General features: G+C 43.2%; 20 protein-coding genes, 2 tRNA genes and 1 pseudogene. 1 reads left to right on the plus strand and 22 read right to left on the minus strand.

What is annotated here, in order from left to right:
- Together CP947_RS09315 and CP947_RS09320 are read right to left on the minus strand one after the other, a co-directional pair.
- Window positions 1-201 (minus strand): annotated as a pseudogene (locus tag CP947_RS09315) (IS1634 family transposase); the annotation flags it as partial.
- Window positions 202-249: 48 nt separating this feature from the next.
- Window positions 250-1,344 carry a chymotrypsin family serine protease gene (locus tag CP947_RS09320; RefSeq protein WP_096712929.1) on the minus strand — a complete coding sequence of 365 codons (1,095 nt, stop codon included), beginning with the start codon at window positions 1,342-1,344 and terminating at the stop codon, window positions 250-252.
- 616 nt (window positions 1,345-1,960) lie between these two features.
- On the opposite strand from CP947_RS09320, the gene CP947_RS09325 reads away from it, so the two are divergent.
- Entirely contained in the window at window positions 1,961-2,362 is a 402-nt protein-coding gene (locus CP947_RS09325) for a hypothetical protein (protein WP_096712930.1), read from the plus strand.
- Window positions 2,363-2,382: 20 nt separating this feature from the next.
- Here the strand turns inward: CP947_RS09325 and CP947_RS09330 are convergent.
- The 20 genes from CP947_RS09330 to ahcY form a co-directional block, all read right to left on the minus strand.
- Window positions 2,383-2,454: transfer RNA gene (locus CP947_RS09330), tRNA-Arg, on the minus strand.
- Between the two features lie 116 nt (window positions 2,455-2,570).
- Window positions 2,571-2,771 (minus strand): helix-turn-helix domain-containing protein, encoded by a 201-nt coding sequence (locus CP947_RS09335; protein WP_096712931.1) that lies wholly within the window; start codon window positions 2,769-2,771, stop codon window positions 2,571-2,573.
- Window positions 2,772-2,886: 115 nt separating this feature from the next.
- Entirely contained in the window at window positions 2,887-3,198 is a 312-nt protein-coding gene (gene rpsJ, locus CP947_RS09340; RefSeq protein ID WP_096712932.1) for a 30S ribosomal protein S10, read from the minus strand.
- Between the two features lie 35 nt (window positions 3,199-3,233).
- The gene (gene tuf, locus CP947_RS09345; RefSeq protein WP_096712933.1) at window positions 3,234-4,502 is read right to left on the minus strand and encodes a translation elongation factor EF-1 subunit alpha; all 1,269 of its coding nucleotides are present in this window, start codon (window positions 4,500-4,502) and stop codon (window positions 3,234-3,236) included.
- Window positions 4,503-4,614: 112 nt separating this feature from the next.
- Window positions 4,615-6,807 (minus strand): elongation factor EF-2, encoded by a 2,193-nt coding sequence (locus tag CP947_RS09350; protein ID WP_096712934.1) that lies wholly within the window; start codon window positions 6,805-6,807, stop codon window positions 4,615-4,617.
- Window positions 6,808-6,844: 37 nt separating this feature from the next.
- A complete protein-coding gene (locus tag CP947_RS09355; protein ID WP_373420710.1) occupies window positions 6,845-7,405 on the minus strand; it encodes a 30S ribosomal protein S7 in 561 nt (186 codons plus the stop codon).
- Window positions 7,406-7,410: 5 nt separating this feature from the next.
- Window positions 7,411-7,839, minus strand: a complete 429-nt coding sequence (locus CP947_RS09360; protein ID WP_072359284.1) for a 30S ribosomal protein S12 — start codon at window positions 7,837-7,839, stop codon at window positions 7,411-7,413.
- Between the two features lie 42 nt (window positions 7,840-7,881).
- Window positions 7,882-8,307 (minus strand): NusA-like transcription termination signal-binding factor, encoded by a 426-nt coding sequence (locus CP947_RS09365; RefSeq protein ID WP_096712936.1) that lies wholly within the window; start codon window positions 8,305-8,307, stop codon window positions 7,882-7,884.
- 19 nt (window positions 8,308-8,326) lie between these two features.
- Window positions 8,327-8,614 (minus strand): 50S ribosomal protein L30e, encoded by a 288-nt coding sequence (locus tag CP947_RS09370; RefSeq protein WP_096712937.1) that lies wholly within the window; start codon window positions 8,612-8,614, stop codon window positions 8,327-8,329.
- Between the two features lie 74 nt (window positions 8,615-8,688).
- Window positions 8,689-9,846, minus strand: a complete 1,158-nt coding sequence (gene rpoA2 / locus CP947_RS09375; protein ID WP_096712938.1) for a DNA-directed RNA polymerase subunit A'' — start codon at window positions 9,844-9,846, stop codon at window positions 8,689-8,691.
- Entirely contained in the window at window positions 9,847-12,492 is a 2,646-nt protein-coding gene (locus tag CP947_RS09380) for a DNA-directed RNA polymerase subunit A' (RefSeq protein WP_096712967.1), read from the minus strand.
- A gap of 11 nt (window positions 12,493-12,503) precedes the next feature.
- Window positions 12,504-14,318, minus strand: a complete 1,815-nt coding sequence (rpoB, locus tag CP947_RS09385; protein WP_096712968.1) for a DNA-directed RNA polymerase subunit B — start codon at window positions 14,316-14,318, stop codon at window positions 12,504-12,506.
- Complete coding sequence (locus tag CP947_RS09390) at window positions 14,311-15,951, minus strand: DNA-directed RNA polymerase subunit B'' (RefSeq protein ID WP_096712939.1); 1,641 nt, start codon at window positions 15,949-15,951, stop codon at window positions 14,311-14,313. The genes rpoB and CP947_RS09390 overlap by 8 nt, the downstream gene beginning before the upstream one ends.
- Before the next feature lie 128 nt (window positions 15,952-16,079).
- Entirely contained in the window at window positions 16,080-16,316 is a 237-nt protein-coding gene (locus CP947_RS09395; protein WP_072359276.1) for a DNA-directed RNA polymerase subunit H, read from the minus strand.
- Between the two features lie 48 nt (window positions 16,317-16,364).
- Window positions 16,365-16,441 (minus strand) — tRNA-Lys (locus tag CP947_RS09400).
- Between the two features lie 219 nt (window positions 16,442-16,660).
- Window positions 16,661-17,896: an adenosylhomocysteinase gene (locus CP947_RS09405; RefSeq protein ID WP_096712940.1), complete on the minus strand. Its 1,236-nt coding sequence runs from the start codon at window positions 17,894-17,896 to the stop codon at window positions 16,661-16,663.
- 364 nt (window positions 17,897-18,260) lie between these two features.
- Window positions 18,261-19,196 (minus strand): carbohydrate kinase family protein, encoded by a 936-nt coding sequence (locus tag CP947_RS09410; RefSeq protein ID WP_096712941.1) that lies wholly within the window; start codon window positions 19,194-19,196, stop codon window positions 18,261-18,263.
- A 79-nt stretch (window positions 19,197-19,275) separates the two neighbouring features.
- Window positions 19,276-20,112 carry a class I SAM-dependent methyltransferase gene (locus CP947_RS09415; RefSeq protein ID WP_096712942.1) on the minus strand — a complete coding sequence of 279 codons (837 nt, stop codon included), beginning with the start codon at window positions 20,110-20,112 and terminating at the stop codon, window positions 19,276-19,278.
- 24 nt (window positions 20,113-20,136) lie between these two features.
- On the minus strand, window positions 20,137-20,928 hold the full coding sequence (locus CP947_RS09420; protein WP_096712943.1) for a glycine/sarcosine N-methyltransferase: 792 nt from the start codon (window positions 20,926-20,928) through the stop codon (window positions 20,137-20,139).
- 160 nt (window positions 20,929-21,088) lie between these two features.
- Window positions 21,089-22,495 carry an adenosylhomocysteinase gene (gene ahcY / locus CP947_RS09425; RefSeq protein WP_096712944.1) on the minus strand — a complete coding sequence of 469 codons (1,407 nt, stop codon included), beginning with the start codon at window positions 22,493-22,495 and terminating at the stop codon, window positions 21,089-21,091.
- Window positions 22,496-22,504: the final 9 nt, after the last annotated feature.

Genomic DNA, 22,504 nt, shown 5'->3' on the forward strand with positions numbered 1-22,504 from the left:
TATGCTGAAATTATCCGTCAGTTTGTAACTTACAAGAGCTTTGAGCAGGTTGTTGATGTCAATTCCATTCTTTTTGTGTTTACCAAAAACTGAAGGAAGATCTAGAATTTCGTAAAGTTGGTTTACAGCCAGGACGGTTCCGATAGGAAAGCATATATTCTTGTTAGGAATAATCTCATACGTTCTTAGTTTTGATTGCATTTTTACCGAATACAGCAAAGCTAAGAACACTATTATTACTTTTGACTGTCAAAGTCGGGTTCCATATGCAGAGATGATGCCTACAACCTTGTTGCGACCATAGTATGTGTAGTATACTGGTCCACCACTGTCTCCCTGTTGACATTCATTATCCATAACTTTAACTTTGTCCATGTAATGTCCAAGAATAGTTACTCCAGTTAAAACTGCCTCATAGTCACCAAGTTCTACACCGCTCACACAACCTGATCTTTGCAAGTACATGGATGTTATACCACCTGAGTAATATCCATCTACATCAATAGTGTAGCCTCCTCCTACGTGAATCTTTCCAACCACATTATCGTAAGGAACGAATGCAACATCGGAGTCACTTCCAATAAGGGAAGAAGTTCCTGACTCGTTACCAACTCCTGGAAGAGGCTGGTATGTCTGTATTCCTGAAGACCAGAAACTAACATGTCCAGCGGTGACGTATCCTTTCTGGTTGTCAGAGTCTCTTTCTGCAGCAAATCCAACGGTTCCAACCTGTCCAATAGTTCCATTGGTTGTTGTCATTGCAATACCTCCTATAATAGGGCGGTATTTTAAAGAATATGAAGGCAAAGCTGGCCAGTCGCCAGTGGCAGGTTTTATTTGTTCATCAAGTGTAAAAATGATTGGTACATCTTTTATGCCTACTTTTCCTGCATTGTTTCGAATGATTTTTGTTATTCCCGCAATGTCTTCTTCTTTTATGTTAGGATAATCCTTGTAAAGCATTACAGTAACATATCCATCAGCATCTGTACCATAGGCAATCAGTGGACCGTTTGGATAGAAATAATCAGAGAGTTCTTTATTTTTGTTTATGTTGGTTCTAATCTGATCTAGATTGTTTACCCATTCATACACTTCTGGACCAGTTTTCAATTCAGGAATTTTTCCATAAGCTCTGAATCTATGATCAACATTTTCGGTTGCTTCTAAATCTACAGCTTTTATTGCTGGTATATCATGAAGAAGAGCATTTAATTCTGGATGTTTTCCATTTTCTGAGATGTCGTCTGGGGCACTGGATGCTCCTGCAAGTGGAACAAGCAGCATGCTCGCAACTACCATCATCAATAGTAGTTTTTTCAGTTCAATTTTTTGTACTAACATTTTGTTTCCTTTGTTTCTTTACTCCAAAAACCTTGTCAAGTAAAGCTTAAATATTTACAAAGCTTGTCAAAAAGGCCTTTGGGCACATGGAGTTCAGTTGATATTTCGAAGTTGATCTGAACTCCATCTTTCAAAGGAAATGAGGTTATAATATATATCATTTTGTAAAAATTTCTCGATATAATTATTATTTTATATTTAAATAACTTCTATTTTAGTTTTTATGATTATATTCTAGATTTTGTGAATGCGTGTTTTTAGTATGTTCTTTTTGTGAATTAAACAATGGCACTTTTGCTCTAGACTAAAGTTCAACTAGTATAAACATGGCACTCCAAAGCGAGTAATACCTTTGTATCGACGAATCATTAAATTATTATTGTGAACTAATTTTGGTTTTTAGTAACTATTATTTATATTAGATAATTGTAAATAAGATATACTCAGCATTTATAATATGAACAACTAAAGTAAAAAGGCGGATTTGTCACCCAGAAGCCAAATAGGGTTTCAAACAGTAAGATTTATGTGCTTTTCCCTGATTGAGTTAAGAAATACTTATACTGCATAAAATACAAACCTCACATAAAGAAAAAAAAGAGAACGAGGTAACAATATGGAAGAAATTGACCTTTATCTGAATAAAATCAATGATTGCACAATAACACCTTCTGATATAGACCTGATTATTAAAATGCTCAATGAGGATACCAAGAAGGGAAGAATCAAAGCCACAAAGGAAGATATTCAATGGTTTGAAATATACAAGTTTGGTCTGGAAGAACTCGAACTTGAAAAAAGTGGCGAATCTAAGATGCAGGTGGGGGACTGGAGAAATAACCTCAATTACAGCAAGGCCAGGTTCTTTGTGGATGAAATGGATGAATTGGGCCTGATTGAAAACGTCTCATGGCATACTCAGGGAGTAGTCATATTTGACATCAAGAATACAGATGTCTACAGGATTCATCTCTTTAAGAAAATAAAGAATGCCCTGTGTGAACTGTACGGCCTGTAAAAACAGGCATCTCTTTTTTAAGGACCTGCCGGGAATCGAACCCGGGTTCTAAGCTCCGGAGGCTAAAGTGATATCCTCTACACTACAGGCCCACCAGATTTGCTTTTATTGAGTAAAGATGGATATATAGTTTATCCTGACAAAGAAGTGAGATTTCTGGTCGGACAGTACAAGTACAAATGGCCTTCACTTATGCTTGGGAAAGCAATCATTCCTCAGACACAGAGTAATAACACCTTTTAGGGGAACATACAAGTCCTTTTTTCTTAAGTTTGGTTATTGTCTTGCTGACCACTTTCTTATCAATATCTGTAGCTTCGGCAACTTCACCGGATCGCATAGGTTTTCCGCTTTCTTTTAATGCACTATAGACCTTACCTTCGGTTTCATCCTCTATTTCTTCTGACATATAGATCACTCAGGATAAGAAGTAAATTTAATAAATATAATTAACGGTGTGAAAATGTGCAGGAATAGAGAATTAGCAATTAATTAAAAACAAAAGAAAGAGAGGGAAATTTCCCTCAATTCTGAAGAACGATTTCAATATTGATGTCCTTAGGCACCTGAATGCGCATTAGCTGTCTGAGAGCACGCTCATCTGCAGCTATGTCGATCAGGCGTTTGTGCACACGCATTTCCCAGTGATCCCAGGAAGCGGTTCCGTCACCACTTGGGCTTTTGCGTGCTGGTACCACCATTTTTTTGGTGGGCAGCGGGACAGGCCCGGCTATACTTACACCTGTGCGTTCAGCGATGGATTTTACCTGATCGCAGACACCGTCCAGGTTTACCGGATCTATTCCCGACAGTCTTATTCTTGCTTTCTGTGCCATTATTCATTCCCCCTAAAAAGGGTAAAATTGAGTGTTTACTTTTTCTCTTTAACACTCATGCACATACCGGCAGCGATGGTCATACCCATATCACGGATAGCGAACCTTCCGAGCTGTGGGATTTCCTTGACAGGTTCAATGACCATTGGCCTTGTTGGCTTGACTGTTATGATTGCTGCGTCACCAGCCTTAATGAAGGTTGGATTTTCTTCTTTGACCTGACCGGATTTTGGATCCAGTTTCTTGTCAATGGACATCAGTGTACAGGCAGTCTGGGTCGTGTGGCAGTGGAATACAGGTGTGTAACCGATTGTGATTGCGGATGGATGTTGCAGAACAACAACCTGACCTGTGAATTCATCAGCGACTGTTGGTGGATTCTTGGATTCACCACAGACATCCCCACGCCTGACATCGGCTTTACCGACACCCCTGACGTTCCATCCGATATTGTCACCGGGTCTGGCTTCGTTTGCTTCTTCGTGGTGCATCTCAATAGACTTTACTTCACCGCTTGCTCCACTTGGCATGAATGTGACCATCTGGCCTTTCTTCATTACACCGGTTTCTACACGACCTACAGGTACTGTACCGATACCGGAAATTGTGTATGCATCCTGTACAGGTACACGGAGAGGCAGATCGTCTGGAGCTTCTGGAAGTTTCAGACTGTTCAGGCACTCGAGGATAGTTGGACCATTGTACCATGGAGTATTGGAACTGTTCTTAGATACATTGTCACCTTCAAAGGCAGAGGTTGGAATGAATGGGACATCTGCAGCCTTGAAACCAACCATACCCAGAAGTTCGGATACGTCCTTTTTGACCTGGTTGTACTTGTCCTCACTGTAGTCAGTTGCATCCATCTTATTGACAGCGATAATGAGCTGGTTGATACCGAGGGTCCTGGAAAGGAAAACGTGTTCCTTTGTCTGTGCCATTACACCGTCTGTTGCTGCTACCACAAGGACTGCGGCATCTGCCTGGGATGCACCGGTGATCATGTTCTTAACGAAGTCACGGTGACCTGGACAATCCACGATTGTAAAGTAGTACTTGTCGGTGTCAAACCTCTTGTGGGCGATATCAATAGTGATACCCCTCTCACGTTCTTCTTTGAGAGAGTCCATTACCCATGCGAAGGCAAAGGATTCTTTTCCTTTCTCTTTTGCTTCTTCCCTGAATTTGTCGATAACGTGCTGTGGGATAGCACCGGTTTCGTACATGAGCCTACCGACAAGGGTGGACTTTCCGTGGTCGATGTGACCGATAACTGCTAAGTTCATATGTGGTTTGTCTGCCATATATCGATTCTCCTTCTAATTTGATGTTATTATAGGGTTTTTTGTCTGTAATAGTCGTTAATAGGTTTAAATCTTTCTAACGACATTAGAAAGTAAGAAGGGGATTCCCTCCTCACATACTAAGGAAATCTTCAGGCTGCGGGACGCCTGCCTTGAGACCTTTCCTTTCTCTTATCTCATTAACTATCTCTGTAACCATATTGGCAGGCAGAGACTCAAATCCTGCAAATTCAGTACTCCACATGGCACGTCCTTCGGTTGCAGAACGTATGTCACCTGCAAATCCAAAAAGTTCTGATACCGGAGCCTTGGATTCGATCACTGTAGTGTCACCTTCAGATGTCATGTTCAATATGATTCCGCGACGACCCTGTATTTCTTTGGTTGCGCCGCCCATCTGTTCCTGTGGCACCTGGATAAATACTTTCTGGTACGGTTCGAAGAGAACATCTCCTGCCAGAAGCATTGCCGCCTGGATAGCCTGTCTTGATGCAGGAATTACCTGTGCAGGACCACGGTGGACAGCATCTTCGTGGAGCTTGGCATCCATGAGTTTGACTTTTACACCCATGCATGGTTCCCTGGCAAGAGGACCTTCTTTCATAACCTCTGTGAAACCTTCAAGAATTAATTCCATTGTTTCGTTCAGGTACTGAATACCCTTGGTCATGTCAAGGAAGATATTGCTTTCATAAATATCTACAAGGCCTTTGGCCTCTTCCTTGCTCATACCGGCATTCATAAGCAGTTCCCTTCTTTCAAGTTCAGGCATCCTCATGTTGATTTCGCCGTCCTTGATAAGCTTGATGATTTCAGGGTCAAGTGGCTCAATCTCGATATAGAACCTGTTATGCCTGTTAGGGGACTTTCCTTCAACAGGACCTGCATGAGATTTTACAGATTCACGGTAAACAACGATTGGAGGGGTGGTAGTGATTTCTACACCCTTATCACGTTCAATCCTGTGACCTATGACTTCAAGGTGTAACTCACCCATTCCTGCAAGAAGATGCTCACCGGTTTCTTCGTCAAGTTTTATTTGAAGAGTTGGATCCTCTTTAGCTACCTGACGCAAGACCTCTACCAATTTTGGAAGATCCTTCATATGTTTGGCTTCAACAGCCACTGTTACTACAGGTTCACTTGCATGCTGGATGCTTTCAAATGGCACCATATCTTCCAGGGTGGTGACAGTAGAACCTACAATAGCATCCTTGAGACCCGTCACAGCGGCAATATTGCCTGCAGGAATCTTTTCCACTTCCAGCCTTTCAGGACCCATAAACACACCGACCTGCTGAATCCTGTTTTTGGCGGTTGTTCCTGAAACGTTAACCTCCATACCTCTGGTTAAAGAGCCACTGAAGAGTCTTCCTGTAGCAACTTCACCTGCATGCGGGTCCATTGCAATATCGGTAACCATGAAAGCAAGATCTCCATTTGCATCGGCGTCTTTCATAGCCTTGCCTATTTCAGAGGTTTTATCGCCATGCCAGATGGCACCGACACGCCCTTCCTGTGCCTCGATCGGACTTGGAAGGTGCCTGATTACCATATCGTTGACTGCTTCATGGAGAGGACATTTTTCAGCAAGTGTCTTCATATCTTCATTGCGGCAGTATTCATAAACGTCATTGAAACTTACACCGGTCTTCTGCATCATTGGAACACTGATTGCCCAGTTATAAAGAGCTGAACCGAATGCAACAGTACCGCCTGCAGCATCGATTTTCCAGCCGGCCTTATAACGTTCCTCATTCATACCTTTGATGAGTTTGTTAACAAGATCAATAAGCTTCCCGAGACGCATCTGCATTTCCTGTCCGCCTTCCTGAAGTTCATTGATCAGACGATCAACTTTGTTAATGAAAAGTACAGGTCTTACGTGTTCCTTAAGTGCCTGTCTCAGAACAGTCTCAGTCTGTGGCATTGTGCCTTCAACAGCATCTATTACAACAACAGCACCATCCACTGCACGCATGGCACGTGTAACATCGCCACCGAAGTCAACGTGACCGGGGGTGTCTATGAGGTTAATGAGGTATTCATTGTTATCATATTCGTGCACCATTGAAACGTTAGCTGAATCAATGGTAATACCTCTTTCCTGTTCTTCCTCATCAGAGTCCATGAAAAGTTGCCTTCCGGCAAGGTCCTGAGAAATCATCCCTGCACCTGCCAGAAGATTATCTGATAAAGTGGTTTTACCATGATCGATGTGTGCTACAATACCGATATTTCGGATCATATCGGGATTACTCATAAGCGCTTTTACACGCTCTACCATTTTTTTCCTTCGTCCCATAACTACAACCTACGCAGTAATTCACTATAATACAAGATTAACGTGCAGCCTTTGCAACCCTTTCTTTTGCATCTTTCCTGTTCACAGAGAAGCACTTTGCATCCCCGTTTGATGCTGCGATAAGTTCTGTCGCAAGACAGCTGGCAAATGAACGTTTGGATTTGAAAGATGTCTGCTTGGTACCCATAGCAATATACCTCAGTGCAGAATCAACTCTTCTCTGAGGTGCGGTATCCACCGCTTTTGGTACAGAGATTCCACCGTATTTAAGGCGTACTACCTCTTCCCTTGGACCAGTATGGGAAATTGCCTCAACAAGTACCTGAACAGGATTTTTGTCCGTTTTGGAATGGATAATATCAAAAGCTTCCTTTACAGCAGTCATTGTGCACTGCTTCTTACCTGTATTCTCCTCTCCACGCATCAGATTGGTAATAAGTCTTTCAACAATTGAAAGATCGGACTTATTGAACTGCTGTCTTGCGTGCCTGCCGCCTGTATTGGGAATTGCAATTGGATCGACATTCACATACCTTCTGAGACCGGGGTCGGCCACTTCAACCTCAGTCATATCCCATTTACCGAATAATTTATTCATAAGAATTATCTCCTTGGCTTCTCCTTTTTGCCGATGACCATCTCGTTCAAACTGACGTTATTAACAGCTGTGACCTTAAAGCGCACACCGGGAATATCACCCTTTGCACCACCCATGCGTCCACCAATTCTTTCCACTGTTATTTCGTCATGTTCATCAATGAAATTGATGGCACCGTCCCCGGGACAGAAAGCAGTTGCCTGCCTACCGTTCTTGATCAATTGAATCCTTACACATTTCCTGATAGCAGAGTTGGGCTGTTTGGCTTCAATACCTACCTTTTCCAGCACAATACCGCGCCCCTGAGGAGCTCCTGATAAAGGATCAGACTTTACATTCAGTCCAAGGGTTCGCCTGCTGTAGCGAGTATCTTTCCACCTTGCATTTTTACGTGCCGCTTTAAGTTTATGAGCTGCATATTTTCCATTTGTCATTTAGTATCCTCCAATAGATGAGTTAAATATTTGAAACCCGGATTATTGTAATATTAAATCTTCGATATCATGATGACGGTTTACAATCCGTTTTATCTTATCAATATTTCGACCGCTTTTCCCGATGGCCAGACCTTTATTCATACTGGAAACCTCAACATAGGCAACCTTTTTATCGTTCTTATCGCTGATTTCTACAGATTCTGTAGGAATTGTGCCAAATACGTTCTTGATGAAGGTTACCGGATCATCGGAATACTCTATTAAATCCACCTGCTTGTCGACTGCTTTTTTGAAGCGGTTAATATTATCTCCATGCTTCCCGATTGCAGCACCCATATCGCCATTGTTGACCACGCAGATAATTCGATCATCGTCTATAAGACAATCCTTAATGGATGCCCCGGTCATACTTTCAAACAGGGCTATATATCTGATAGCATCTGTTGAAAGTTTGATATCACTCAAAAATAAAACACCCTCTATTTTAAACTAATCCTATAATATCAGATTCACCAGCATCAACGATTGCCATGGTGGTGATAGTGTACGGTTTACCACAAACAGTGCCAAGATCCATACTTGAACCTGCGTATTTCAGTACTGGTAAATCTGTTTCCTCGATTTTTTCCCTGATGTATGCCGGGCAGTTTGCAGAAACTACTACCATTTTTGCATCTCCGTTTGTAGCTACATCAATGGTCCTGTTTGCCCCGACCACAACATTTCCTGTCCTAATGACTTTAAGCAATGCCTTATCAACATTAATATCCATATAGATCAACCCTTTTGAATTTAAGATTGGTACTTTAATACCTGATTCCTTATATCTAGTTTCTGGTTACAGTTTCATCCCTGTAGAGGATTTCTGGAAACGAGATGAACATCTCCTGTTCCGAGTTTGATTGGCTGGCCGACAATAATATTCTCAGTAACACCACTCAATTCATCAACCTCTCCACGCAAACCTGCATCAAGCAAATGATTTACGGTTACTTCGAAAGCCGCACGTGCAAACACACTGGCTTTTTCACCGGATATTCCATGACGACCTATCTGTTTTACTTCACCGTCACAGGACATTATATCCGCCACCAACATAATATGCCTCACATCAACTTCAAGACCCTGTTCACGCAGGGTATCTGTAGCCTCTTTGATTATTGCATTTCTTGCAGCTTCGATACCAAAGACCTCATAGATCTCCCCAATGTTATTGGTGCTTGTCCTTGTGGGATCTATACCATCAATTTCAAGGACTTTCTTGAGTTCGGAACCTTCTGTATAGAGCCTGTATTCACCATCCTCTTTTCTGACAACTACTCTCTTGATGCCATCAATACCCTTCAATGTAATGGTATTGATCTTCTTTGCAAGCTGTAATAGCTCACGATAGGAGGGTTCTTTCAGTTTTATAAGAAGCTGGTTGGAAACTTCACTGGCCTGAACAACGGAAACACCAAGACCATGCTCAAGTTTTTCCATTACCGATTCAATACCTACTTCCCTTTTATTCATGGCCTTTTCATTCAAATCAATAACAAGCTGCATGTTAGAAAGATCAGTAGTGACATCGGCAAGGTGCTCAACATGCGTAGCTTCAATCATCCAGGCAATCTTGTTTGCAAACTCCCTGTCTTCGAGATACTCATTGTCAAGATGGACGGTCATCATTGGTGTACTGGGACGTTTACGTGCATCAACAATCTCAATCAACCTGGGCAAACCCAGTGTAACATTGATCTCAGCCACACCAGCATAGTGGAAAGTACGCATTGTCATCTGTGTACCTGGCTCACCGATCGACTGTGCAGAAATAACACCTACAGCTTCACAGGGTTCCACGCAGGATTTATCATAAGTTTCCAGGAGTTTTTCAATAATTTCCTCCATCTGCTTCTTATTTACACTCGCCTTAACCGAATCACTAATAAGAGTCTGCTTTACATCACTGGGAAGAGGTAAGTCTTTGACCATACCTTCAATTGTTGCTTCCTGAAGTACCATTTATTTCACCTCCTTACCAGTAACAGAACTTACTATGTTATGTACCGTATCCTTACTGTTGTAATCGCTCTTGGTAGAATCTATACCATCCTCTCCGTACTTGAATTGTACAATAACACCACGTGTCTCACGTACGGATCGATCATATTGTACTTCGAGGTCCTGAAGAGCGTTTACAAGACGACGCTGAAGATAACCGGACTGGGATGTACGCACCGCAGTATCAACAAGACCTTCCCTACCTCCCACTGCATGGAAGAAGTATTCCGTAGGGTTTAAGCCACTCTTATAGCTGGACTTTACGAAACCATGTGCATCAGCACCAAGGTCACCTCTATCAAAGTGTGGCAGTGTACGTCCTTCATAGCCTCTCCTGATACGCTCACCACGCACAGCCTGCTGACCCACACAGGCTGCCATCTGTGTCAGGTTCAGCATAGAACCACGTGCACCGGATTTTGCCATGATCACAGCAGAATTTTCCAGTCCCAGATGGTTTCCTGCAATGGTACCTGCATGGTCCCTCGCCTTACCCAGAGACTGCATGATCTTAAGCTCGATGGTTTCAGCGAGAGTTCGGCCCGGGAGGGGTTCAAGTTCTTTTGCTTCATAAGCTTGAATAAGTTCTGCAACTTCGTTTTCAGCCCGTTCAAGTTCCTCATCGATATTCAGTCTTGCTTCACGAGGAATGTCCTCATCACTGATACCAAAACTAAGGCCGGTACGCATCACACCACGAATCGCAAGCCGAGTCATATCGTCCACAAACTGAGCAGCCTCGGTTGAACCATATCTTTTCACAATGGAGTCAAGTATCTTGCCCTTAAAGGCACCGATTGCTTTCTCATCGATTGTTCCGGCCACCAGTTCACCATTTTCAACCACCACATAAGAATCATACTCACAATCCCTGCCCTTGCATACATCACACTTGAAACATACATTGGCTTTAAATTCAAGATTGAGATCATTTGGAAGAATCTGGCTGAAAATCTGTTTACCTGTCCAGAAAGGATCTCCTGCATCATTATAACCTGCAGGCTCCGGAAGCTCACGTACTTCTGATTTACGTAAAAGTTCCAGAGCATCGTTCTTACTGATCATCTTTTCATTACGCGTCAGCAGGAACATACCTGAAATATGGTCATGAATACCACCTATGATAGGACCGCCAAAACGAGGAGACAGGATGTTTTCCTGAACCTGCATCAAAATGCTTGCTTCCGCGCGGGATTCTTCCGTCTGCAGAACGTGCATATTCATTTCATCGCCGTCAAAGTCCGCATTGTAAGGAGGACAGACAGATGGATTAAGTTTGAACGTCTTATTTGGCAAAACCTTGACCTTATGTGCCATTATACTCATTTTGTGAAGAGAAGGCTGCCTGTTAAAGAGAACAATGTCCCCATCCTGCATCTGCCTTTCAACTGTCCAGCCAGGTTCGAGTTTTTCAGCAAGTTCTTCTTTGTTGGCTTCGGTGATCTTGAGTCTGCGACCATCTTCACGGAATACATAATTAGCACCGGGATGAGTTTCTCCCCCTCTTGCAACATATGCACGCATCATTTCAAGGTTTCTGGAGATAACCCTTACAGGAATTGTCATTTGCCTGGCAATTGCGTAGGGTACACCCACCTCATTGATACTAAGGTTGGGATCCGGAGACACAACCGTACGTGCAGAGAAATTCACACGTTTACCGGAAAGACTTCCCCTGAAACGACCTTCCTTTCCTTTAAGACGCTGTGTAAGAGTCTTTAGGGGACGACCAGACCTGTGTCTTGCCGGAGGAACGCCTGAAACTTCGTTGTCAAAGAACGTAGTAAGGTGATACTGCAACAGTTCCCAGAGATCCTCGATTATAAGTTGTGGTGCACCTGCATCACGATTTTCCTGAAAACGCTGGTTTATACGAATAATATCCACAAGTTTGTGAGTTAGATCATCTTCACTACGCTGACCTGATTCCAGAGTAATAGAAGGACGAACTGTTACAGGAGGAACTGCGAGCACTGTAAGAACCATCCATTCAGGTCTTGCAGAAACAGGATCCATACCCATGACCTTTAGGTCATCATCCGGGATATGTTCAAGACGATCACGGATTTCAGTCGGTGTCAACTTGTAATCATTCTCTATGTAATCCGAGGGTTTTTCGAATTTTATCTCAAGTTGCTCTTCACCACAATATGGGCAAATCTTGGTCTTTCGTGCTTCTTTGAATACATTATTAATCAGATCATCAGGCAGATGACTCATTACATCCAGTTTGGCAAACTGATTAAGATAGGCCTTCTTCTGTTTGTCCTCAAGAAGAAGATGGCTGCAGTTACGACAGGTTGAACGTAGTATTTTTCTTATTACCTTATTAAATCCTACGTGTAGTACCGGTGCCACAAGTTCAATATGACCGAAGTGGCCCGGACATTCACCGGCCCTGCCTCCACAGGTCTTACACCTCAAACCCGGATCTATAACACCCAGTCTAAGGTCCATTAAACCCATGTCAATTGGATAACCATCGTCGTCATATGTGTCAGCAGTAATAATAGAAGTAACACTCATTTTACGGATTTCCCGTGGAGACAGGAGACCGAATCTGATTGCACCAATTCTCTGGGGAATAGAGGGTATAGTATTATCCATTGATATCACCATCACACAGCATCATCAAGTCTGAGCCTCGGAGCTACTCCAAGGGATTTGATTTCATCCAGCAAAAGTTTGAATGCATAGCTCATTTCTACACGGTGGATGTCCGTTTCTGATCCACAGTTTGAACAGTACCTCACATTACGCCTGCGGTCAAAGGTCGCGATCATGCCACAATTACTACAGACAAGCTCTTCAACCTTATCAGATTCATCAAGCAACCTTTCCTTAAGGGTCATCGCTGCACCATGACCAATAAGTACATCCCTTTCCATCTCACCAAATCGCAGACCACCTTCACGGGCACGTCCTTCGGTTGGCTGGCGTGTGAGAACCTGAATTGGACCACGGGACCTTGCATGCATCTTGGATGCTACCATGTGGTGTAGCTTCTGATAAAGTATAACACCAACAAAGATATCGGCCTGGACCTTTTTACCGGTCACACCATCATAGAAGACCTCTTTACCTGTGTGTGAAAATCCATGCTTCTGTAAGCCTGCACGCAGGTCATCTTCCTTTTCTCCGGAAAAGGCAGTTGCATTGATACGTCTTCCTTCTACAGATCCTACCTTACCACCGATCATTTCCAGAACATGTGCAACTGTCATACGTGAAGGGATTGCATGAGGATTGATTACCAGATCCGGAACCATTCCGGATTCTGTGAAGGGCATATCGTGATATGGAACTATAAGTCCGATTACTCCTTTCTGACCGTGCCTTGAAGCAAACTTGTCACCAATCTCAGGAATCCTTTGATCCCTGACCTTTACCTTGGTGAGCCTGGTACCGTTAATGGATTCAGTAAGCAGAACAGTATCAACCACACCTTTTTCATTGGAGCGCATGGTGATTGCACTTTCCCTTCTCTGTTCTACGGTGATACCGAAATCCGTTTGTTCTTCAAGGAAACGCGGAGGACTGGTCTTACCGATCAATACTGAATTAGGCCCAACTGTGGTCTCCGGATTGACAAGCCCGTCAACATCCAGGTTCGCATAGGCTTCCGCACTACGTGCACCCCTGAATTCCGAATCGGGAATCTCAAATTTATCTTCCTGCCCACCGGGATAACGACGTTCTTCGCCCTCAAAAGTCCTGAGGAAGTGGCTCCTACCCAAGCCTCTTTCAATGGACCCTTTGTTAAAAACCAGTGCATCTTCAATATTATAACCTTCATAGGACATTACAGCCACAACGAAGTTCTGACCCGCAGGCCTTTCATCAAAGTTAATTGATTCACATGTCTGCGTACGTGTGAGTGCTTTCTGGGGGTAATGTAACACGTGTGCACGAGTATCAGGCCTGAGTTTCAGGTTGGAAGTGGACACACCAATACATTGTTTGATCATAGCCGAACCCATAGTAATCCTGGGGGATGCATTATGTTCCGGATAAGGGACCATACCTGCACAGATACCCAGAATCAGAGAGGGATCTATTTCAAGGTGTGTGTGTTTGGGAGTGATGTCACTCTCATAGAGAGCCACATATGAATTTTCTTCTTCTTCGGCATCCAGATATTCAATACGACCCTGCCTGATGAGATCTGCACTCGTCAAATCTCCGCTTTTGAGCTTATCAATATGATCTTCAGTTACAAGAGGCAAGCCATTTTCCACTACTACAAGTGCCCTTCTTGCCCTTCCTATATCGGAATTGATGATTACTTCATGAATATCCTCATAAAGAGCCACATTCACCTGTCTGGAAAGCATACCGGCCCTTCTCTGCTTGCGAATATCTTCCACAAGGTTGACAGGATCTGGATGTGTGCCTATAAATTCACCATTCAGGAATACTTTAGCATCAGTCACCAAGAATCACCCCCTCTTTACCAAGAGGGTTCTTACCACTATCATCAGTAATATCCTGATAACCAGGGGATTTTATCAAATCATCTACTGGCATTTCATATTCCTCTGCATCAATTCCTATCTCATTGGAATACTTAAGGATCTTTTCAGGCACATGAAGCTGCGCCGGTGCCACACCAAGTCCATAAAGCACATTTTTCACTTTATCGAAATCATCCACCCCTGTGGATAGTTCCACCATCTGGGCAAAATTTTTCACCAAACCACAGTTGGGACCTTCTGGTGTTTCTGAAGGACACAATCTGCCCCACTGAGTAGAGTGCAGATCACGGGCTTCAAAGTGAGGTTGTGCCCTGGAGAGAGGAGATATTACTCGCCTGAGGTGGGAAAGTGTAGAAATATAATCAGTACGATCAAGCAACTGGGATACCCCACTCCTTCCTCCAACCCAATTACCTGTTGCAAGTGGATGCTGGAGACGGTCGGTAAGGACATCTGCCCTAACCAATGTGGAAACATTCAATTCCCTGTTCCTCATATTTGCTCTTTCAAGCTGGTATTTGACATCACGTGTCAGGCGGTTGAAAGCCACCCTGAAGAGATCTTCCAGCAAGTCACCCGTTAGTTTCAGGCGCTTGTTGGAATAGTGATCCTTATCATCCGCACTACGACGGTCAAGAGCCAGTTCAAAACATGATTCGGCCATGCGACCCAGGAAATGGGCTTTTGCAATCCTGTCCTCCGGTTCATTACCTAGATGAGGAAGCAGATACCTGTCGATAACATAATTTGCCCTCTTGACCTGATACTCGCTTGCCTGGCCGGAGGCCACCTTCATACCAATCTTCTCAATCGCTTCTTCTACTGTATCTACTTCCGATTCTTCGAGGTTTTCGAACATGAACTTCATTATTTCCGGATCTGTTGAAACCGTCTTGACGACATCTTCATCTGTTTCAATACCAAGAGCCCTGAGAAGAGTGATGAAATTAATCCTTCCGGAGATGGAGGGGAAAGAAACTTCCAGCAGGGCTTTCCTGCCTCTTTCAACCACCACAAGTGCCCTGTAACCTCTGCGCTGGGAGAAAACCTTTGCAACTTCTATGCGATCCCCGTAACGCTCTCCGATTTCGGCCAGTATCTTGTTGGGTGCAAGATCCTCAAGGGTCATAACTACCCTTTCGGTACCATTAACGATAAAGTAGCCTCCTGGATCAAGCGGATCCTCGCCGTGTTCGATCATTTCCTCATCATCGATTCCAACAAGATTACAGATCTCGGATTTGATCATAACCGGTAGTTGCCCAATTTTGGCTTCCCTTGGTTCGGATTCTTCTCCACCTTTGACCACGGACATTTCGAGGAAAAGAGGAGCAGAATAAGAAAGGTTTCGAAGTCTGGCCTCATTGGGGTAGAGGTTTTCAATTGCACCATCCGCCTCCTTGACAACCGGTTTCTCAACTCTGATGCGGCCTAACTTGACGTATATATCCTCAATGTCAGTTTCGATGAGATGTTGTTCATCGATAACTTTCTGAAGACCGCTGTTTAAGAACTTGTTATATGAATCGATGTGGTGTTGTACGATTTTATCCCTTGTGAAATAGGCTTCCGACAGAAAACTGGTATCCAAAGCGATGCTAGCACCTTCTTTTAAGTTAATATAGAATATTCAGGCAAACAACGTAGCGCATGCGAATGTAAGCGTGAGAACAAAATCAATGAACGGGACATAAACCCGGCGAATATTAGTCATGCATGTCATTCAATTACATACCGATAATAGGGGGCCTCTCCTGCAGTCTGGCTTTTGCGGGTAATTTTTACTACGTCTCCCACTTCAGCACCAATTTCTTTAATAACAGGATCTTCTATCTTGATTTTAGGTAGCTGTTCCCTACCAATATTATACTCTTTAAGAACAGATTTTATTTCATCCTCATCAATAATTTCATGACGGGGAATGAATTCATGATCAAGCAGGCTGAACTTACTCAAATAATATCCTCCTAAAAAATCTGCAGGTAAATGTTTCCCATAATTTTGTGGCGGGCTCGTAGGGATTTGAACCCTAGACCGTCTGGTTAAAAGCCAGACGCTCTGCCTGACTAAGCTACGAGCCCACAATATTTGCTGCATACACCATTTATGCCACCCTTAGGCAGCGCCAATACATGAGTGGCATTGTATATAAGGTTTATTGTAAGGATGTGTTTTCAGAAAATCAAATGTCTCCAAAACATTAAAAGTGAACCGCAATTCCGGCAACAAAGGAAGCAGTAGCACACCACTACAAACAAGATATTTATATCATTATTTTCCGACTTTACAAAGTTAATTGCTCATGTTCCACATTCCCAGCCACCCATATATTCTGCCTGTTTGGGGGAATATGAGTCTATTTCGACACCAAGAGATTCCAGTTTCAGCCTGGCCACACGCACATCCAGATCATAAGGTACCGCATGCACCCCTATGTCGAGTTTATTCTCGGCAATATAACGCGCACATTGGGCCTGGTTCGCAAAACTCATATCCATCACTTCAGCCGGATGACCATCGCCTGCAGCAAGATTTACCAACCTGCCATCGGCAAGAACATTAATGTGTTTACCGCCTACCGTATATTCTTTGATATTTTTCCTGACATCCCTTACTGAAGAAGACAATGCAACAAGATCTTCCAGATTTATTTCCACATTGAAGTGCCCGGAATTGGCAAGTATTGCACCATCTTTCATCAACTCAAAATGATCCCTGTTCAGTACATCAGTGTTCCCAGTAGTCATCACAAAGATATCACCATAAAGAGCGGCTTTTTGCATAGGCATGACCCTGAAGCCATCCATTTTTGCTTCAAGAGCACGTATTGGATCCACTTCCGTCACAATGAGATTTGCACCCAGACCTGAAGCCCGCATCGCAGCACCACGACCACACCAGCCATAGCCACCAATGACAACGGTCTTACCCGCCACTAACAGGTTGGTAGTCCTCATGATCGCATCCCAGGAAGATTGCCCCGTACCATAACGGTTATCAAAAAGGAATTTGGTCATAGCGTCATTTACGGCAATTACCGGCATCCTCAGGGCTCCTTCCGCTTCCATTGCCTTGAGACGATGGATTCCTGTGGTAGTTTCCTCACACCCACCCTGTATTGAATCAAGGAGTTCGGTCCTTTCCGTATGAAGCTTAAAAATCAGGTCCGCACCGTCATCGATGGTTATATCCGGATCAATATCAAGTACTCTGTCAATAGAGCCGTAATATTCCTTGCTGGAACAATCATATTTTGCAAAACAATCGATATTATCCTTCGTATCCAGAGCCATAGCCACATCATTCTGCGTACTCAGAGGATTGCAACCGGTAATAGCAATCTCGGCGCCTCCTGCAGCAAGGGTTTCTACCAATACGGCGGTCTTTGCCTCTACATGAAGTGCCATTGCTATCCTGTGACCTTTCAGAGGTTTTTCTTCTTCGAATTCCTTCCTGATTATAGAAAGAACAGGCATATGATTCCTGGCCCACTCGATCTTTTGTTCACCAGATTCAATAAGTCCCTCATCGATCATACAATACCTCATTTGATAATGATTCTATAGAAAAACTATTTACAATTTCTAATCCCACACAAAGGAAACACCGACAATATTTGGGAAAAACAAAAACTGATGAATGAATATACTTTGTCTGTAAAATACTTAAACCTTATTAATGCAACCATAGACGTCACGACAGGTTGCAATATTGCAACCCGCACTTGTAAATTAACCAAAAATGCAAATAACCCCAAAATTCCCAAATCATTTGCATGTGTAATTGCAACATAAGCAACCCCATCAATACAAATACAAATAGCTCCAAATAAACAAAATAAGAAGAAATTATGGTGTAATAGACCAGAACTTCTTCCACCTGAAATTAGTCCGATTTTGTTTAAAAGACCGTACCGAAGGCTTCCTTGAAACGTCTCTTGAAATCTGCTAGCTTAAAGTGATGGTTCTGGGTACCCTGGTGTTCAATTTTTATAGCACCCATCAAAGATGCAATCCGTCCTGTGGTTTCCCAATCCAGGTCATTTGTTAGACCATAGAGCAAGCCAGCACGATATGCGTCCCCACAACCCGTGGGATCCTGCAAAGCAGCTGGTTTGGCAGCAGGAATCTGGATTACCTCCCCGTCTTTATAGATCAATGAACCTTCCGGACCTTTTGTAACTATAAGAGCTTTGAGCTTTGCAGATATCTCCTCCTGACTCTTGCCAGTCCTCTCTTGAATCAATTGCCACTCATAGTCGTTAACTGTCAACCAGGTAGCCTGCTCTATGAATTCCATCAATTCATCACCATCAAACATAGGCAGGCCCTGACCGGGGTCAAAGATGAAAGGTATACCCGCACTCACAAATTCCCGTGCGTGCTGAATCATACCCTCCCTGCCATCCGGTGATACAATGCCCACCGCAGGATCATTTACATCAAGTACTGAATAATTATGAGAATAGTTCATTGCCCCGGGATGGAAGGCAGTTATCTGGTTGTCATCCATATCTGTTGTAATGAAAGCCTGTGCTGTAAATGTGCCATCAACCACATTCACATGTTCCCGGTTGATACCCTTCTCATCCATCCATTTTGCATAATCCTCAAAATCTGTACCAACCGTCCCCATCGGGAGGGGATTACCACCTAGTAACTTGAGATTATAGGCTATGTTTCCCGCACAACCTCCAAACTCACGACGCAGTTCAGGTACAAGGAATGACACATTTAATATATGCACTTTATCCGGCAAAATATGATTCTTGAACTGGTCATTAAAAACCATGATATTATCAAAAGCAAAAGATCCACAAATTAAAGCTTTGTCCATTTATATGTACTCCTAAATTATGATTCTAGTTTGAATTATAGACCATCCATATGAAAATAAAAAAAGGTAATTATTCCAATTATTTTTTACGTAAGTGGAATATACCCCAGGTAAGATATCCGTTATTACCACCGTGTACCCAGTGATTGAGACCCTGTTTCATATTATTGATGTAGTTCTGACTGACTACCCTGGAGAGCTCATCTTCCTGGCTTTCAGTTTCTTTCAACACTCTTCCATAATGAGTCGGCAGCTGGGAAGCATGTTCCTCAAATTCAATTTCCTTCATACCATACTTTTTGGCAGATTCCCGATAAAAACCGGGTGAACCGAGAGATTCCAGATGGATACGGTCCAGTATTGGTTGCAAGACCCCTTCCGGACAATCGTCAGTCTGCATCGGATCAGTAAATACAAAATCTCCGCCACTTTTCAGCACACGGGCAACTTCTTTGAGAACCTGTTCACGATTACCACTATGAAGGATTGCATCCTGGGACCACACTACATCGAAAGAGAAATCGGGATAGGGAATTTCTTCAAAGCTACCATCAACAACTGTTATAAGATGGTCAAGACCCTGATCTTCATTCATTTTTCGGTCGCGTTCATTTTCTACTTCACTCAAATTAAGAGCAACTACCTGACATCCATATTTTTTGGCCAGATACCTGGCAGCTCCACCATAACCAGCTCCGATATCCAGAATCTTACTATCCTTATCCAGATTGCTTATTTTTGATGCCATCCTTTCAATTGTACGTCGACTGGCGTCAAATATTGGTTCATCTTCTGAATTATAGAGACCAACATGGATATCCTCGCCGCCCCAAATGGTAAAGTAAAAATTGTCGGCGTCATCGCTGTTGTAGTATTCCTGTGCTTTATCTACTGCGGTTTTTTGGTTTTCAGACATGTTGAATTCATCTTCCCATATTTTTTAATTTTTTTCTGCAACATGGAGGAAGAAATCAGGCTCATCCTCTTTGTAGGTCTCTTGGAAATCCCCTAAGGTGTTTATTTTCTGGAAACCAACTTCATGCAGAAGTTGCCTGGTGTAATCTTTTCTCAAGGGGAACATATTGAGATTGTAGACAGAACCATCCGAGAATTCATATTTGAAGCGGGCAAGCCCTTCATCAACATGTTCCGGATAGACTGATACAGTATCACCACAGTAATAATGGGCATGTTTACTGGAATAACCATCATCCAGTATGGCATCATAGTTACGCTGGTCAAGAAGCAATACACCATCATGTTTCAACAGCGTATAAAACTCAGCCAGAGCTTTTCTGCGGTCGTCTTCATCGAAAAGGTGTGTAAATGAATTACCCAGACATATAACAGCATCGAATTTGTCATGGATATCTTTATTCATCCATCTCCAATCAGCCTGAACGGTCCTCATCAAATACCCATGATCACGGGCATTATCAAAGGCCTTGACAAGCATTTCTGCACTGCCATCTGCACTTACGACATCAAAACCTGCCTCAAGTAAACGAACAGAGTTAAAACCGGTGCCTGTTGCCACATCGAGTACTTTCTTAACACCCCTTTCTTTCAGGATGTTTATGATAGTGTCCCCTTCGCTCTTGGCACGGCTTTCCCAATCGATGAGTTCGTCCCATTTATCAACAAATCCAGGAACATACTCTTCCTCATAATGGTCAGATTCCCTTACTTCTATTGGATTCTCTCCAAAATCCTGTTTTTCATATTGGTTCATGTAGATCCTCCTATTGTTATTTATGTAGTATATTTACAAATACAGTCGATTGTTGCTATTCGCCTGGCTCATGCATTCATGAATACAGAATGAATTAAGTGAAATAAAATAAGGACTCCCACCCTGGCAGCCCTCATCAAAACATCCATAACTTAATTATTTAGTACCGGTAGTGTTCTGGTTTGTACGGCCCTTCAACAGGGAAACCGATGTATTCAGCCTGTTCCTGTGACATCTTGGTCAATTTAGCACCCAGTTTTTCAAGGTGCAACCTTGCGACCTCTTCATCCAGCACTTTTGACAATCGATAAACACCCACTTCCTTTGGGGTCTCCCAGAGATCGATCTGTGCAAGTGTCTGGTTTGTGAAACTGTTGGACATGACAAAACTCGGGTGACCTGTTGCAAGACCCAGATTGACAAGCCTGCCTTCTGCCAGCACATATATAGAATGCCCATCCGGGAACTGGTATTCATCTACCTGTGGCTTGATGTTGACCTTTTTCACATTATCCATCTTGTTAAGTGCATCAACCTGAATCTCATTATCAAAATGGCCTATATTACAGACGATTGCCTGGTCTTTCATGTTAGACATGTGTTCGGTTGTGAGGACATCACAGTTTCCTGTTGTGGTCACGTAAATATCCCCGTAGGGTAGTGCATCCTCAACAGTCATAACAGAGTATCCTTCCATCAATGCCTGCAGTGCGCAGATTGGATCGGTTTCTGTAATAATCACTCTTGCTTTGTGATTGGCAAGTGCTGCTGCTGAGCCTTTACCGACATCACCATAGCCACAGACTACTGCGACCTTACCTGCAATCATCACATCAGTACCACGTTTAATGGCATCCACAAGAGATTCCCTGCATCCGTAAACATTATCGAATTTACTTTTGGTTACAGAGTCATTGACATTTATAGCAGGTGCAAGAAGATCTCCCTTCCTTTCCCAGTGATACAATCTGTGCACACCGGTGGTTGTTTCCTCGGACACACCCTTCCAATCAGCAACCGCTTTATGCCAGAATTGAGGATCTTCCTTCAGGGATTTTCTAAGCACTTCGTTCTGGGCTATAAGTTCCTTGTTGTCTGTAGGTTCATCAAGGATTGAAGGATCATCTTCTACTGCATACCCACGATGCATCATCAGGGTGGCATCTCCACCATCATCCACAATGAGATTGGGGCCTTTACCATCTGGCCAGGTCAATGCCTGTTTGGTGCACCACCAGTAATCATCAAGTGTTTCACCCTTCCATGCAAAAACCGGAACACCTGTTTCTGCTATTGCAGCTGCTGCTTCATCCTGGGTCGAGAAAATATTACATGACGCCCAGCGCACATCTGCACCGAGTTCAACCAGTGTTTCAATAAGTACTGCAGTTTGAACAGTCATGTGAAGACTGCCACTTATACGTGCTCCTTTAAGTGGTTTCATAGGCCCGTACTTTTCACGTGTGGCCATAAGACCCGGCATTTCCTGTTCAGCTATATCTAACTGCTTGCGACCTGCGTCAGCAAGTCCAATATCCTTAACTTTATAATCCTTATTTGTAACCATGTTTTCACC

Origin of the sequence: Methanohalophilus euhalobius (assembly GCF_900215215.1) — an archaeon.
Classification (GTDB): domain Archaea; phylum Halobacteriota; class Methanosarcinia; order Methanosarcinales; family Methanosarcinaceae; genus Methanohalophilus; species Methanohalophilus euhalobius.